Below are 15,958 nucleotides of genomic sequence, written 5' to 3' on the forward strand. Positions count from 1 at the left end.
TCAGCGATACGCTGGAGAGAAGTGTTTGCGTCCGCCGTAAGGGAGATCACTTCCCATGGACCTCAACACCATCACCGAAGTGATACGGCGACCGTCCTCCGGACCAGGCGTGGACTGGCGAGAAGGTGACGCCTGGCTCGCCGGCGGCACCTGGCTGTATTCCGTGGAGCAGCCGGGCCTGCGCCGCCTGATCGATCTGACAGGGCTGCACTGGAATTCCCTTGTCCCGAGTGACACGGGTCTCGACGTGGGCGCCACCTGTACCATCCGCGACCTTCATGCCTTTGCCCCGCCGGATGACTGGGCCGCGGGCAGTCTGCTGGCGAAGAGCTGCGAGGCGTTCTTGTCCTCGTTCAAAGTCTGGAATTCGGCGACAGTCGGCGGAAACATCTGTCTGTCGCTGCCCGCCGGGCCGATGATCACGTTGACGGTCGCACTCGAGGCGCGGTACGAACTGTGGGCTCCTGACGGGACGGCACGAAACGTCGACGCCCTCGACTTCGTGACCGGCAACAATCGGAACGTCCTCGGTCCCGGGGAAATTCTGCGGCGTATCCACATTCCGGCCCACGCGCTGAGGAAGCGCCAGGGGCACCGCCGCTTCTCGCTGACCCGACTCGGCCGTTCAACGGTATTCCTCGTCGGTACGCAAACGCCGGGCACGAGCGACTTGTCGCTCACCATCACCGCCGGTACCGACCGGCCCGTGCGCATCGCCTTCGACACCATGCCCGACGCCCGGAGTCTGCGGCGGAGTATCGAGGACGTCCCCGCAGGCGTCTGGTTCGCGGATCCCAATGGGACCCCCGACCACCGCCGCCATCTGACACAGCACTTCGCCGAAGAGATTCGCCGCGAACTCATCGCTGGGGGCCCGGTGTGACGTACATCGTGAACGGCAAGACCTTCGACGACGAGCCGGAACCCGGTCAGTGCCTGCGCACCTTCCTCCGCTCACTCGGCCACCATGGCGTCAAAAAGGGCTGCGACGCGGGCGATTGCGGCGCGTGCACGGTGTGGCTGAACGGCGAGCCGGTACACAGCTGCATCACCCCCGCGTTCCGCGCGGACGGCCTCGAAGTGACGACGATCGAGGGGCTCGGGGCGCCCGGCGATCTGCATCCGATGCAGCGGCAGTTCCGCGACGCGCCGGGATTCCAGTGCGGCTTCTGCACCGCGGGGATGATCATGACGTCGGCGGCGCTCACCGAGGCCCAGAAGGAAGACCTGCCGCGGGCACTGAAGGGCAACCTGTGCCGTTGCACCGGCTATCGGGGAATCGAGGACGCCGTGAAGGGCGTCGCCGGAGTGGAGAAAGCCGCACCGGGAGAGGCCGTCGGCAAAAGCGTCGGCGCACCGGCGGCCGACGAGGTGGTGACCGGCCACGCCGAATTCACGATGGACACCCATATCGACGGCATGCTGCACCTGAAGGTGCTGCACTCACCGCACGCGCATGCCCGGATCGTCTCGATCGACAAGGCGGCCGCACTCGCCGTTCCCGGCGTGCACCGGGTCTACAGCTGGGAGGATGTGCCGCGCAAGCGTTTCACCACGGCGATCCACACCGACCATCTCGTCGATCCGGACGACACCTTCATTCTCGACAATACGGTGCGCTTCGTCGGCCAGCGTGTGGTCGCCGTGCTGGCCGATTCGGTCAGGGCGGCGGAAGAGGGCTGCCGGAAGGTCTCCGTCGCCTACGAGGTGCTGCCGCCGGTGTTCGACCCCGAAGAGGCGATGACCGAGGGAGCGCCACAAATCCACGACTCGGACGATCCCTTCGTCCGCGACCCCGTCCACAACGTTCTGTTCGAGATCCATTCACACATCGGGGACGTCGGTAGGGGCTTCGCCGAGGCCGAGGTGATCCACGAAGGCACGTACTTCTCACCGCGCGTGCAGCACGCGCATCTCGAAACCCATGGTTCGATCGCCTGGATGGAGAACGGCCACCTGAACGTCCGCACCAGTTCGCAGTCGCCGTCCATCGCGAAGTCCAAAATCGCCTATCTCTTCGCGCTGCGTCCGGACCAGCTCAGGGTGTTCTGCAAGCGCGTCGGCGGTGGCTTCGGCGGCAAACAGGAAGTGATCTCGGAGGATCTGGTGGCGCTCGCCGCTCTGGACACCGGACGGCCCGTGTGCTTCGAGTACACCCGTGAGGAGGAGTTCACCACCGCTTCGACACGGCATCCGATGACGCTGACGGTCACCCTCGGCGCGAAGGCGGACGGGACGCTCACGGCGCTCCAGGTCCGCAATGTGGCGAACACGGGCGCCTACGGCAACCACGGCGGCGAAACGCTGTTCGCGGGCGGCGCCGCCGTCATGATCTACCGCTGCCCCAACAAGAAGTACGACGCGTTCTCCGTCTACACGAACACCGTTCCGAGCGGGGCGCTGCGCGGCTACGGGATGACCCAACCGGCGTTCGCCGTGGAATCGGCGATGGACGAACTGGCGCGCGCCCTGCACATCGATCCGATCGAGCTGCGGCGGCGCAACGCCGTGCGGCCGGGCGAACCGCTCGTCGCCATGCAGGAGGGCCCCGATGACGTGGTGTACGGCGAGGACGGGGTCGTGAAGTGCCTCGATCTGGTGGATGACGCCATGGCCCGTACCGTCGACGAGCCGCCCCCGGGCCCCGGGTGGCTGCTCGGTACCGGCGTCGCGAGTTCCCTGCACGAGACCGCGCCACCGACCGAGCACATCTCGGAGGCCTGGGTCACCCTCGGCGACGACCTGGTGTACGAGCTGGCCATCGGGACGGTCGAATTCGGCGAGGGCACCTCGACCGCGCATGTCCAGATCGCGGCCGCCCGGCTGGGCACGACGCCGTCGCGGATCCGGCTGGTGCAATCCGACACCGACCGCACGGGATTCGACACCGGTGCCTTCGCGAGCGCGGGTCTCTTCGTGGCGGGCAACGCGGTACTCCGGGCGGCCGAGGCCGTCCGCGACCGCATCCTCGCTTTCGCCGCCGCACACCTGGGGGCCGATCCCGCGACCTGCTCGCTGGACGACGGGGGCGTCGTCTCCGGCGACCGGTACGTATCGCTGGACGAACTCGTCGCGTCGGCCCGGGCGCGCGGCATCCGGTTCACCGCGGCCCGCAAGGCGTACGGCTCACCGCGCAGCGTCACCTCCAACGCCCACGGGTTCCGCATCGCGGTCCACCGGGTGACGGGTGAGATCCGCGTCCTGCGCAGCGTCCAGGCGACCGACGCCGCCGTCGTCATCAACCCCGCGCAGGTCCGGGGCCAGGTGGAAGGCGGGGTCGCCCAGGGGATCGGCTTCGCGCTGACCGAGCGTCACCACATCGACGCGGACGGCGCCGTGGCCAACCCGAACCTCCGCAATTACCGCATTCCCACCTACGCCGACATCCCCCGCACCGAAGTGCTCCTGGTGGATTCCGTCGATTCCTTCGGGCCCCTGCGGTCGAAGGGCATCGCGGAATGCTGCATCAACCCGGTGGCCCCCGCGCTGGCGAACGCGCTCCATGACGCCACGGGCGTACGCCACCGCGCGCTGCCCCTGACTCCGGAACGGATCTACCGGCGGCTCGGCGAGGACCAGTCGGTGCCGAGGGAGTGAGACGATGAACACCGAAAACCCTGACGGCTCCGCGGCGACGGTCATCATCGGTCAGAAGGTCCAGCCCGGGCTGGAGCGGGAGTACGAATCGTGGCAGCGGGACGTCAACAACGCGGCCGCCGGCTACCCCGGATACCTGGGCGCCGAGATCTCCCCGCCGACGGCCGTGCAGCCCGACTGGGTCGTCGTCTACCGCTTCGATTCGATCGCCCACTTGCAGGCGTGGATGAACTGCGCGACCCGGCAGAGCTTTCTCGACAGCGGCAGCCAGTACTTCGACGGTCCGGCAACCCAGCAGGTCATCAGCGGCGGTGAGCGGCCCGCTGATCCACTGGTCACGGTGGTGGTCACCCATCGCGTCGCCCCGGAGCACGTCGACGGCTTCCTCGAGTGGCAGCGCCGCCTGAACCAGAAGGAGAGCGCGTTCGAGGGGTTCCGCGGAACCGAGCTGTTCCGGCCGATCGAGGGACTTCAGGAGGAGTGGACCACGCTGTACCGGTTCGATACCGCCGAGCACCTCGATGCCTGGCTGACATCGGACCATCGGCGGGAAGCCCTTGCCGAGGGCGAGAAGTTCAAGGACTTCAAGCTGCGCACCATCGACAATTCCTTCGGCAGCTGGTTCGCCTTCGAGGAGAACGGCAAGGAAGCGCCGCCACCCTCCGAGACCAAGACCGCCGTCGCGGTCTGGGTCGGCCTGTACCCGACCGTCGTGCTGCTGACGCTCGCCCTGTCACCGCTGAAGCTGCCGATCTGGATCGGGCTGCTGCTGGGCAATCTGCTGTCGAGCTTCATCATGAGCTTCGTCACGATGCCCTATTACGTGAACCGGCTGCTCAAGCGGTGGCTGCGACCGTCACCGGACGCGTCGCCTATGAAGACCAACCTCGTCGGCCTCGGCATCGTCGCCGCGGTGATGGTGTTCTGGGCGGCTGTCTTCTACGTCGTGACGACCCAGATCTGGACACTGCCCTGATCCGGCGCGTCCCCCGGGCTCGTGGCACGAGCCCGGGGGACGGGTGGTTCAGCCGGTGGCGAGCCCGGGGTCGCTCAGTCCCGCGCGGCCGGTCTCGACATGGCCCGCGAGCCTGCGTACGAAGGTGGGGTCGTGGTCGGACACCACCGTCAGGTCGTACCACTGGTGGCTGCGGCGCAGATCCGCGGTGTGGGTCACCCGCGCGCCCGGGCGCAGCCGGTAGGTGTCCGCCTGCCCGCCCAGATGGCCGTCCTCGACGGTGAGCCGCACCGTGCCGCTGCCCGGGTTGGCGAGGGTCAGCCTGAGCTGCCCGGTCCTGCCGTTGTGCACCGCGCTCACCTGCGGGTTCTCACCCGTGAGCGGACCGGCGAACCGCCGCTGGAAGCCGTCGGGACCGTGCACCTCGACGTCGTAGCCGCCCTTGCCCGGCGCCGCGCGCCACTCGCCGGACAGCCGCTTGCCCGCCTCGACGGTGTACCCCCACGGCCCGTCCGGATGGCTCCGGGAGGTGACGTGGAAGTGGGCGCCCGCCCGGCCGTGGCTGGCGAAGTCGATGCGCAGGGCGCCGTCGCCCACGATGGCATCGGCGGCCAGGTCGTACGGCAGCGGCCTGCTGGGGCGCCGCCCGGACTCCTGCCGGGGCAGCGCGGGGGTGGCGGGGACCGCGGGCACGTAGTCGGGGTGCCGGTTGTGGTCCTTCGGCAGGTAGCCGCTGGTGTCGGGCATGGCCGGGACGCTCGGGTCGGTGCGCCCGAAGTCGAACGCCGTGGTCAGATCGCCGCACACCGCGTGCCGCCACGGCGAGATGTGGGGCTCCGCGACGCCGAACCGCCGCTCGATGAACCGCAGGATCGAGGTGTGGTCGAGGGTCTGCGAGCAGACGTAACCGCCCTTGCTCCACGGCGACACCACGAGCATCGGGACCCGCTGCCCCAGCCCGTACGCGCCGGCCACCTGCGAGGAGGAGCCGGCGAACAGCTCGCCGTTCGTGGTCACGGTCGACGCGCCCCGCCCGGGGGAGGGGGCGTACGGCGGCACGATGTGGTCGAAGAAGCCGTCGTTCTCGTCGTAGGTGATGAGCAGCGCGGTCCTGCTCCACACCTCGGGGTTCGAGGTCAGCGCGTCCAGCACCCGGGCCAGGTACCAGGCGCCGTAGTTCGCGGGCCAGTTGGGGTGCTCGGTGAACGCCTCGGGCGCCGCGATCCAGGACACCTGGGGCAGCTTCCCGGCCTTCACGTCCGCCGTCAGCTGGTCGAAGTAGCCCTCGCCCTTGCGGGCGTCGGTGCCGGTGCGGGCCTTGTCGTAGAGCGGGTCGCCGGGCGCGGCATCGCGGTACTGGTTGAAGTACAGCAGCGAGTTGTCGCCGTAGTTGCCGCGGAAGGCGTCGTCGGTCCAGCCCCAGCGGCCCTTGGCGTCCAGGCCGTCGCCGATGTCCTGGTAGATCTTCCAGGACACCCCGGCCTTCTCCAGCCGCTCCGGATACGTCGTCCAGCCGTATCCGGCCGCCGCGTTGTCGAGCACCGGGCCGCCGCCCGTCCCGTCGTTGCCGGTGTAACCGGTCCACATGTAGTAGCGGTTGGGGTCGGTGGAGCCCATGAACGAGCAGTGGTACGCGTCGCAGATGGTGAACGCGTCGGCCAGCGCGTAGTGGAACGGGATGTCCTCACGGGTGAGGTACGCCATCGTCGTGGCCGACTTGGCGGGCACCCACTTGTCGTACGCGCCGCCGTTGACCGCGGTGTGGGTGTCGCCCCAGCCGTGCGGCAGGTCCCGGAGGAACTGCAGGCCCAGGTCGTCGGCGTCGGGCCGGAACGGCAGGATGTCCCTGGTGCCGTCCGACTGGTGCCACACCGTCCCGCCGCTGGGCAGGCCCACCGGCCGCGGATCGCCGAACCCGCGCACCCCGCGCAGGGTGCCGAAGTAGTGGTCGAAGGAGCGGTTCTCCTGCATCAGGACCACGATGTGCTCCACGTCCCGCAGGCTGCCGGTGCGGCGGTTCGCCGGGATCTCCGCGGCGCGCGCGATGCTCGTGGACAGCAGGGGCAGGGCCGTGGTGACACCGGCCAGTTGCATGAATCTTCGACGGTCCATGGATGTCATGAGAATCCGGTCTCCTGAGGCGTCCGAAGTGGAGCGGGGGAACCGGGGAAGTGTCGTCCGCCCGGTCGACGGGCACAACGGCGCCTGGAAGAAACGGCGGAAAAGCCTAGTTGAACCTTGGTCGCGGCATTCACGGCCGTCCACGGACTAACGTGGAGGTATGCGCGGGGACGCGGTGACGCTGTTCCTCTGCGGCGATGTGATGCTGGGCCGCGGAGTCGACCAGATCCTGCCCCACCCCGGCGATCCGGCGCTGCGCGAGCCGTACGTCCGCGACTCCCGGGCGTACGTCGAGCTGGTGGAGGAGGCGAGCGGCCCGATCCCGCGGCCCGCGGGCTTCGCCTGGCCGTGGGGAGAGGCGCTGCCGGTGCTGGACCGGGCGGCTCCGGACGTCCGGGTGGTGAACCTGGAGACGAGCATCACCCGCGGCGGCGCGTTCGCGCCCGGCAAGGAGATCCACTACCGGATGAGCCCCGCCAACCTCCCCGGTCTTGCCGTGGCCCGCCCCGATGTCTGCGTCCTGGCGAACAACCACGTCCTGGACGGCGGAAGGACCGGCCTCGACGACACCCTCGACACCCTGGCCGCCGCCGGGATCCGGGCGGCGGGCGCGGGCCGGGACATGCGGGAGGCCCGCCGTCCCGCGGCCGTCCCGGCCGGTGACCACCGGCGCGTCCTGGTCTTCGGCTGCGGGACCGCCTCCAGCGGCATCCCGCCCGGCTGGGCGGCGAGCGACGACCGGTCAGGGGTCGACGTGGTGTCCGAACACGCGGCCGACGACGCCACCGCGCTCACCCGCCGGGTACGGCAGCTCAAGCGGCCCGGCGACATCGCGGTGGTCTCGATCCACTGGGGCAGCAACTGGGGATACGCCGTCCCCGAGGACCAGATGCGGTTCGCCCACGCACTGATCGACGGCGGTGTGGACCTCGTCCACGGCCACTCCTCCCACCACCCCCGCCCCCTGGAGATCTACCGCGGCAAGCTGGTGCTCTACGGCTGCGGCGACCTCATCGACGACTACGAGGGCATCGGCGGCTACGAGCGCTACCGGGACGACCTGCGGCTGCTGTACTTCGCCACGCTGCGGCCGGACACCGGCGCGCTGCTGGGCCTGCGCATGGTGGTCTTCCAGGCCCGGCGGATGCGGCTGTGCCGCGCCCCGCACGAGGACGCCGCCTGGCTCGCCCGCACCCTCGGCCGCACCGGCTCCGCCCTGGGCACCCGCACCCGTATCGCCCTCGGGCCCGACGACGTGCTCACCGCGCACCCGGCCGAGCCCTGAGCCGACAAGTCCCGGACGCGGCCTCAGAGAACCTTGGAACGCACCAGGGCGCCCAGCACCAGCGCGCCCGGCACCAGTGGAAGCCACAGCGTGATGAAGCGGTAGGCGAGCACCGTGGAGGTGGCGGCCCCGACCGGCGCACCCGCCGCGACCAGCGCGATCACCAGCGCCGCGTCGACCGAGCCGATGCCACCGGGAGACGGGACCAGAGCGGCCACCGCCGAGGCGGCCAGATAGGCGAGCATCACATGCGGCGGCCACACGTCCAGCTCCAGCGCGAGCGCCACCGCCACCAGACCGGAGGCCTGGAGCAGCGGGAACGCCAGCGAACCGCCCCACAGGGCCAGCGCCCGCGACGGCCGCAGATGCAGGGAGCGGGCGTCGGCCAGCGCGGTGCGCAGGAAGTCACGGATGACCCGGCGCACCCGGCCGATCAGCAGCAGCCCCGCCACCACGACGACCGCCCCCGTCACCGCCGCCCACACCACCAGACCGGCGGTCCGTTCCGGCAGCAGCGGGCCGATGCGCAGCGCCTCCGGGAAGGCGGTGAGCAGCACGAACAGCAGCATGACCCGGGTGACGGCCTCCGCCAGGAAGTACAGGGCGAGCGCGGCCGAGGAGCGGGCTGAGGTCAGCCCGCAGCCCGTCATGAAGCGGATGTTGACGGCGCTCGCCCCGATCCCCGACGGCAGCAGATGGTTGGCGGCGCCCGCGGCGAACTGGGTGGCGAACAGCCGCCGGGCCGGAAGCCGTTCGAGCACCGTGCCCTGCCGGGCGAACGACACCGCGACCCAGCCCAGACCCGTCGTCGCGACCGCCGCCAGCAGCCACCACGGATCGGCGGTGAGCATCTGACGGGCCCCGGAGCCGATCAGCGACCGGTGCTGGACCACCCACACGGCCACCGCGACCAGCGGTACCAGACACAGGACCTGGCGCAGCGGAAGCCGCCGGTGCCAGCGGCGCGGCGGGGTGTCCTGTCGCGGCGTCTCCGGTACGGGTGCCGCTGGTTGCCGTATGGGCACGGTGTGCGGCATCGACTCCACCCCTATCCCGTCGCCGGGCGCCCGGCCGGGGCCGACCGCTGCGCCGGGGCGGGCACCGGGGCCGCGCCCGGCGCCGCCTCCCGCAGCGGCAGCGCCAGCAGCAGCCCGAGGCAGATCCACACGTACGCGTTGCTGCCGAGGAAGCCGGTCACGCCGGTCGCGTCGAACCGCCACAGCCACACCAGGCTGCTGCACAGGATCACGTAGATCACCGCGGCGGTCCTCAGCAGCGTCCGCCGCCGCTGCGGTGGCGTGTCCGGCCGCAGCCCCGATTCGGCGAGCACGACGAGCGCCGGGATGAGCCACACCAGATGGTGCACCCAGGTGATCGGGCTGATCAGGCAGGCGGCGATGCCGGTGAGGGCGTAGCCCGCCGGTTCGTCGCCCACGGCGGCCGCCTGCCGCACCCGGTACGCCCACACCGCCAGCAGGGCCAGCACCCCGGCCGCCCAGATCGCCCCGCTGGGCTCCACCGGGGCCACGAGCCGTGCCAGCACGCCCTCCCACGACTGGTTCGAGACGTACGACAGCACCCCGATGCGGTCGGTGTCCCACAGCGCCTCGGTCCAGTACACCCGGGAGGCGCCGGGCGCCGCGCACACGGCCAGCAGCGTGGCGCCGACCGCGGTGGCCGTGGCGACGGCGGCGGCCCGCCACCGCCGGGTGACCACCAGATAGACGATGAAGATCGCCGGGGTGAGTTTGACGGCGGCGGCGAGACCGGTCCCGTACCCGGCGTAGCGGCCGTACCCGGTGGCCAGCAGCCGGGCGTCCAGCAGCACCAGGACCAGCAGCAGCAGATTGACCTGCCCGAAGCTGAAGGTGTCCCGGACCGGCTCCAGCAGCGAGAACAGACAGCCCGCCACGGTGAGGGCGAACCACATGTTCCAGCCCTGTCGGCGCACGACCGGCCCGATCAGCCAGGCCAGCAGGACCCCGGAGGCGGCCACGTTGAGCAGCATGCTGGCGCCGACCGCCTCCGGCCAGCTCAGCAGCGTCATCGGCAGCATGCACAGGGCCGCGAACGGCGGATAGGTGAAGCCGTAGTCCGCCCCGTCCGCGCCCGGGGTGGTGAAGTCGTAGATGTGGCCGTCGTGCAGCCACTGGCCGACGGCCCCGTAGTAGACACCCAGGTCGAACCAGTCCCGGTGCAGCGGGACGAACGCCAGGAAGAGCGCCGCGGCCGTGGTGACACCGGCCGCCAGCAGCAGCTGTCCGCGGGTCGTGGTGGGCCCCGTCATGCCGAACGCTCCGGCCAGTGCGCGCCCTTCGCCGGGGACAGCCCAGGCCCGGCGGCGAACCCCGGCGCCCACCGGGCGCACCACAGCACGCACACCGCCAGCGCGCCACCGCACACCGCGAAGGTGAGCTGCCGCGAATCCGGGGCGAAGCCGCTGGGCAGCACGGCCAGGGCCAGCACCCCGCTCACCCCGGCCACCACGCGGCGCACCGCGCCGCTCGGCGCCGCCGCGGCGATCAGGAACAGCCCCCACAGCAGATACCAGGGCCGGATCGCCGGGCCGAGCGCGGCCACCGCGGTCAGGCTCAGCCCCAGTGCGTACAGCGGGCCGCGGCGTGGCGGCCGCAGCCAGAGGACCACCACCGCGACCGCGGTGGCGAGCAGCCCCACCGCCTGCCACGCCGGGGTGGCCAGCGGCGCCAGACCGCTGCCGAGTGCGTGCAGCAGCGCTCCGGTGGCCCGGCCGAGGGCGCTGGTCAGCGCCCAGTTGCCGGGGGACGCGGGGGTGGACAGGGCCCCGATCCAGCCGTAGCCGGTGCCGGTGACGGCCGTGGCCACGCCCGTGGTGACGAGCGCCAGCGCGCCCGTCGCGAGGACGACCCCGACGCGTCGCCTCCGGCCCGTCATCCGGCGCGCCCACAGCGAGGCCACCGCCAGCAGCCCCAGCGCGGCGGGCGCCTTGACCAGGGCGGCGAGCGTGACCAGGACGGCCCCGCAGGCGGGCCACCGGCCGGTCGCGGCCACCAGTCCGGCGCCGAGCAGCCCCAGCATCACCGCGTCGTTGTGCGCCCCGCCCACCAGATGCAGCAGCAACAGCGGGTTGAGCCCGCCCAGCCACAGCGCGGCTCCCGGGTCGGTGCCGCAGCGGCGGGCCAGCACGGGCAGGGCGAGCACCATCAGCGCCACCCCGAGCAGCGCCATCAGCCGCAACCCGAAGACGCCCAGGGGAAGTTCGGCGCGCGACGCGTGGGCGATGGCACTCTCGAAGGCCAGCGAGACCGGGCCGTACGGGGTGGGCGTGTGCTGCCACACCGGTGCCACCTCGGCCGCGATCGGTCCGCCGAGCCGTACCGGGCCATGGGTGTAGACGTCGATGCGCGCGTGCACCATCGCCCCCTGGGCGAGGTAGCTGTACACGTCCCGGCTGAACAGCGGGGGAGTGGGCAGCAGCGGGGCCGCCCAGGTGGCGAGCGTCACCAGCAGGCTGCGGAGTCCGGGCGGCCGCGGGCCGCGCACCTCGCGCCCCAGCCACCACCAGGCCGCCACCAGCAACACCAGTCCGAAATAGGTGCTGACCAGACCGAGCGCCGCTCTTCCGGAATCCGGGGTGAGGGCATCCCCCACGGGCAGCGCTCCGGCCGTCGCGCCTCCCGCGGCGAGGGCGACCGAGCCCGCGAACCCGAGAAGCCGGCAGTGGTGCGGAGCGATGGCGACACCTTGGACGAGAACACGACGGACCAGCACCCGCCCCACACTTGCCGCGACGTATGGCCGAAACGTGACGTCGCGGTCACCGATGGCTGACCGTGAGGTGTCGGCAGGACACCCCGGGTTCGCTAGGCCCCGGCGAGCGCTCCCACGCCGTCGGGGACCAGGGAAGCGCCCTCCTCGATCGACGACCAGGGTGCCTTGGCGGCCACCAGTCGGCGGGATTCGAGCACTTCACGCGGGCTGTTCCAGCCCAGCACCCCCACCACCCGCCCCCGGTGGCCATAGGCGACCACGAAGGCGCGGTTGCCCAGCTCGCCGTGGAGCACGGCGAGTTCGGCGTCGGCCGGAAAGATGCCGTACGCCTCGATGTGGGCGTCGTACTGGTCCGTCCAGAAGTACGGTACGGGGGCGAACGGCCGGTCGTCGCCGAGCAGATTGCGGGCGACGGCGTGGGCCTGCTCGGTCGCGTTCAGCCGGTGCTCCAGCCGCATGCGGGCGCCGAAGTGCTCGTTGTACCAGGAGGCGACGTCACCGGCCGCGTAGATGCCCGGTGCCGCCCGGCAGGCGGCGTCGCACTCCACGCCGTTGCTCAAGGCCAGCCCTGACCCGGTCAGCCAGCCGACCGAGGGGACCGCGCCGATGGCGACCACGACGAGATCCGCTCGGAGCGCCGTCCCGTCGGTCAGTTCGAGCCCGGTGACATGGCCCCCGGCCGAGAGGAACCGGGTCACCCCGGTGCCGCAGCGCATGGACACGCCGTTGTCCCGGTGCAGTTGCCCGACGAGCCCCGCGATCCGGTCGCCGAACTGGCGCCGCATCGGCACCGGACGCGGATCGATCATGGTCACGTCCAGCCCCATCCGGCGCGCCGCAGCGGCGGCCTCGGCGCCCAGGAACCCCGCGCCGACCACCGCCACCGTGGGCCTGCGCTGGAGATCGGCGCGCAGCGCGAGCGCGTCGTCGAGGGTGCGCAGCAGATGCACCCCGGCCAGGTGGTGGGCGTCGGGCAGGCTGCGCGGACTGACCCCGGTGGCGATGACCAGGCTGTCGTACGGGACGCTGTCGCCGCCGTCCAGCAGCACCCGCTCGCCGATGGTGTCCAGCCCGGTGGCGGACCTGCCGAACAGCAGCTCCGCGTCGAGCGCGTCCAGTTCGTCGTCCGTACGGAGCTTGATCCGGTCGTGTGCCCAGGTGCCCGCCAGGATCTGCTTGGACAGCGGCGGCCGGTTGTAGGGGGTGTGCGGCTCGTCGCCGATCAGGGTGAGCCGCCCCCCGTAGCCCAGCGAGCGCAGGGTGACGGCGGTGGTGAGCCCCGCCACCGAGGCGCCCACGATGACCACGCTCCCCGGGCTGCTCACGAGTCGGCCTGGGCGGTCGCCAGGCCGGGGCGGACGGCGGCGGCCCGACGCCGGCCCGAGGCCACGCATCTGTCCTGATCTAACGTCACGTGCACGGAGTTCTCCACGCTTGGGGGGTCGGGTCGGGCGATGCGTAAACGACCGTTCTGCGGGCGGCGACACGGAGGCTAGTTGGCCTTGTGTGCACAGCACAACACGCTGAGTTCAAAGATGGCCAATGAGGGTCACATATGAGCCTGGCATGTGCACGAGCAGATCGATATCGCGAATAAACCCGGTCAAAATTCAATCGCGGCAGGTCATCGCCAAGCATCGGCGGCATGGCCTCCGTCTGCGCCGCTCGACGCGCGGCCCCGCACACCGGCGCCGTCGATTGTCAACCATCCCCGGCTCACATGGCGGAAACACGCGAGTTACGAAAGCTCCCCTTCGCTCACGTACCGTCGAGGACACCGACCCACTCACCCGGAACGACTCCACCCACCCGGAAACGGAGGATCCTTGCGCGCGCTCGCCGCACTGCCCGACTGGCTGACGCACCCCCTGCGCGGGGTGCGGGCCCTGCGTGGACCCGTGCCGTGGCCCGCGGTGCTGCGCGGAGCGCTCGGCGTGGGCCCGGTGGTGGCGGCCGGAGTGGCCACCGGCAACACACCCGCCGGGGTGACCGCGGGCCTCGGCGCGATGTTCGCGCACATCAACGACCGCCCGGCCACCCGCCGCACCCGCACCGTACGCATCGGGCTCCCGGCCCTCGCGGGAGCGCTCGGCCTCTTCACCGGAGCCTGTCTCGCCACCCTCGGCCTCGGCCCGTGGATCGCCCTCGCGCTGGCCACCGTCGGGCTCGTCTCCGGCGCCCTCAGCGCCGTCGGCCCGGTGTGCTCGGCGGCCGGGGTGCAGCTCATGGTGCTCGCCGTGGTGGGCGCCGGAATGCCGCTGCCCGAACCCCCGCCGATGCGCGCGGGCATGCTGCTCGTCGGCGCCACCTGGGTCATCGTGATGGCCTCGCTGCTGCCCATGGTCCACCGGTTCCGCCCGGCGGCCGCCCCCGGGCCCGACGAACGCGGCGCGGTGGCCGCCGTGTACGACGCGCTCGGCGACCTGATGACGGTCGTCGGCACCGAGGGTGCCCAGGCCGCCCGGCGGCGGCTGACCTCCGCGTACGACACCGCGTACGAAGCCCTCTACGCCCACCGCATCCCCTGGCAGCGCCCCGACGACGAGGAACGGCGGCTGCGGGACCGGCTCGCGGTGGCCGGAGGGCTGAGCGAGGCCGTGCTGACCCTGCTGTGGGAGAACGAACGCCTGCCCGCCCGGGTCGCCCGCACCCCCGCCCAGCTCGCCCGCTCCGTACGCAGCGGACTGCCCCCGGGCCGCCTCCCCGCCCCCGTACCCAGCACCGCGGGCAGCATCGCCGTCCACCGCGCGGTCCTGCTCGCCGCCCGCGTCTTCGACGGCGAACCCGCGCCCCCGGTCGGCGCCGTCGGACCCGGCCCCCGGCAGCGGCTGCGCCGGATGCTCGGCCCGGCCGGACGGGAGTACGCGGCCCGGGTCGCCCTGTGCGTCGGCGTGTCCACCGTGCTCGCGCGCTCCCTCCCCGGCGACCACTGGTACTGGCTCCCGGCCACCGCCACCTTCCTGGTCAAGCCCGACATGGGCCCGCTGGTCTCGCGCGCCCTCTCCCGCGCCTTCGGCACCGCGGTGGGCGTGGCCGTCTTCGGCGTGCTCGCCACCCTGCTCGGCCCGGCGACCGGAGTGGCCGCGCTGTGGCCGGTCGCGGTGGCGGCGATGTGCGCGGCGCTCATCCCCGTCTCCGTACGCCACTTCGCCCTCCAGACGGCGGTGCTCACCCCGCTGCTGCTGTCCCTCGTCTACCTCGGTGGCGACACCGACCCCGGCTACACCCGGCTCACCGACACCCTGCTCGCCTGTGTGGTCGTCCTCGCCGCGGGCGCGCTGCCCGGGCTCGGCGGGCCGCGCGCCCAGGTGTCCGTCCGCCTCTCCCTCGCCGTCCGCGCCACCCGCGACCACCTGGACCGCGTCCTGACCGCCGAAGCGCCCTACGCCGAGCAGCTGCGCCTGCGCCGCGAGGCCTATCGCGCCCTCGCCGACGCGCGCCGCGCGGTGGAGGTGGCGAGCGCCGAACACCCGCCGTTCGGGCGGGACTTGGCGGCCTGGGCGCCGGTGGTCTCGGCGCTGGAGGAAATCGTGGACGCCGCCACCGCGTGCGGTGTCCGGCTCGACCAGGGCGCGCCCTACCCCGACGCGGAACTGGCCGCCCGCCTCCGCGCCGGTCTCTCCGACCTCGCCGACGCCGTCGCCGCCCGCAGGCCCCCGACGGACCTGGTCCTGCCCGCGAGCGCGGCGGTGACCGACTGCGCGACCCTCGCGGACGTCACCGCCGGACTGCGCAGGGCCCGCCGACTGGCGCCGAAGTAGGCAGCCCTGGCCGGCGCGCTGCCGGCCACCTGTTTGGAGCGCTGTACCTACTAGTATGTACAGTCACCTGTCAGATCAGCCCGACCGGAGGAGGACCGCTGACATGCCATTCGTCCGCATCGACGCGCTGAGGGCCGACGGCGATCGGCTCGACGCGCTCGGCCGCGCCGTGCACGACGCCCTGACCGAGACGATCGGCTTTCCGCCCGACGACCGGTTCCAGGTCCTGACCAGCCACGACGGCACCAGCAGCACCTTGCGCTACGACGACTACCTCGGCGTACCCCGCGACGACGGCATCGTGTACATCGCGATCACCATGCGCTGCGGGCGCACCCCCGCCCAGAAGCAGGCCCTGTACCGGCGGATCGCCGAACTCGCCCAGGAGTACGCGGGGACCGAGCCGCGCAATGTGTTCATCACCCTGACCGAGAACACCTCGATCGACTGGTCCTTCGGCTACGGAGCGGCCCAGTACGCGGGATGAGG

At 71.9% G+C, this 15,958-nt stretch carries 11 protein-coding genes; 6 read left to right on the top strand and 5 right to left on the bottom strand.

Annotation, left to right across the window (positions count from 1 at the left end):
* Positions 1-55: 55 nt before the first annotated feature.
* From ACH4TL_RS13660 to ACH4TL_RS13670, 3 genes are read left to right on the top strand one after another with little or no spacing between them, the layout of a single operon-like run.
* Positions 56-883 (top strand): FAD binding domain-containing protein, encoded by an 828-nt coding sequence (locus tag ACH4TL_RS13660; protein ID WP_398327171.1) that lies wholly within the window; start codon positions 56-58, stop codon positions 881-883.
* Positions 880-3,597 carry a molybdopterin-dependent oxidoreductase gene (locus ACH4TL_RS13665; protein WP_398327174.1) on the top strand — a complete coding sequence of 906 codons (2,718 nt, stop codon included), beginning with the start codon at positions 880-882 and terminating at the stop codon, positions 3,595-3,597. The genes ACH4TL_RS13660 and ACH4TL_RS13665 overlap by 4 nt, the downstream gene beginning before the upstream one ends.
* A gap of 4 nt (positions 3,598-3,601) precedes the next feature.
* Positions 3,602-4,573, top strand: coding sequence for an antibiotic biosynthesis monooxygenase (locus ACH4TL_RS13670; RefSeq protein WP_398327177.1), 972 nt, complete (start codon positions 3,602-3,604; stop codon positions 4,571-4,573).
* Between the two features lie 48 nt (positions 4,574-4,621).
* Here ACH4TL_RS13670 and ACH4TL_RS13675 read toward each other — a convergent pair whose 3' ends face one another.
* Complete coding sequence (locus ACH4TL_RS13675) at positions 4,622-6,673, bottom strand: phosphocholine-specific phospholipase C (RefSeq protein ID WP_398327179.1); 2,052 nt, start codon at positions 6,671-6,673, stop codon at positions 4,622-4,624.
* 160 nt (positions 6,674-6,833) lie between these two features.
* On the opposite strand from ACH4TL_RS13675, the gene ACH4TL_RS13680 reads away from it, so the two are divergent.
* A complete protein-coding gene (locus tag ACH4TL_RS13680; RefSeq protein WP_398327182.1) occupies positions 6,834-7,958 on the top strand; it encodes a CapA family protein in 1,125 nt (374 codons plus the stop codon).
* A gap of 23 nt (positions 7,959-7,981) precedes the next feature.
* Here ACH4TL_RS13680 and ACH4TL_RS13685 read toward each other — a convergent pair whose 3' ends face one another.
* The 4 genes from ACH4TL_RS13685 to ACH4TL_RS13700 all read right to left on the bottom strand — a co-directional run bounded on the left by ACH4TL_RS13685 (position 7,982) and on the right by ACH4TL_RS13700 (position 13,033).
* A complete protein-coding gene (locus tag ACH4TL_RS13685; RefSeq protein WP_398327185.1) occupies positions 7,982-8,995 on the bottom strand; it encodes a YbhN family protein in 1,014 nt (337 codons plus the stop codon).
* 11 nt (positions 8,996-9,006) lie between these two features.
* A complete protein-coding gene (locus tag ACH4TL_RS13690; protein WP_398327188.1) occupies positions 9,007-10,245 on the bottom strand; it encodes a glycosyltransferase 87 family protein in 1,239 nt (412 codons plus the stop codon).
* Positions 10,242-11,708, bottom strand: a complete 1,467-nt coding sequence (gene mptB, locus ACH4TL_RS13695) for a polyprenol phosphomannose-dependent alpha 1,6 mannosyltransferase MptB (RefSeq protein WP_398327191.1) — start codon at positions 11,706-11,708, stop codon at positions 10,242-10,244. The genes ACH4TL_RS13690 and mptB overlap by 4 nt, the downstream gene beginning before the upstream one ends.
* A 92-nt stretch (positions 11,709-11,800) precedes the next feature.
* Positions 11,801-13,033, bottom strand: a complete 1,233-nt coding sequence (locus ACH4TL_RS13700) for an NAD(P)/FAD-dependent oxidoreductase (RefSeq protein WP_398327194.1) — start codon at positions 13,031-13,033, stop codon at positions 11,801-11,803.
* Between the two features lie 501 nt (positions 13,034-13,534).
* On the opposite strand from ACH4TL_RS13700, the gene ACH4TL_RS13705 reads away from it, so the two are divergent.
* Both ACH4TL_RS13705 and ACH4TL_RS13710 read left to right on the top strand, forming a co-directional pair.
* Positions 13,535-15,469, top strand: coding sequence for an FUSC family protein (locus ACH4TL_RS13705; protein ID WP_398327197.1), 1,935 nt, complete (start codon positions 13,535-13,537; stop codon positions 15,467-15,469).
* A gap of 103 nt (positions 15,470-15,572) precedes the next feature.
* Entirely contained in the window at positions 15,573-15,956 is a 384-nt protein-coding gene (locus tag ACH4TL_RS13710) for a tautomerase family protein (protein WP_398327200.1), read from the top strand.
* Positions 15,957-15,958: the final 2 nt, after the last annotated feature.

It is taken from the genome of Streptomyces sp. NPDC021115, from assembly GCF_044333065.1.
Classification (GTDB): Bacteria; Actinomycetota; Actinomycetes; order Streptomycetales; family Streptomycetaceae; genus Streptomyces.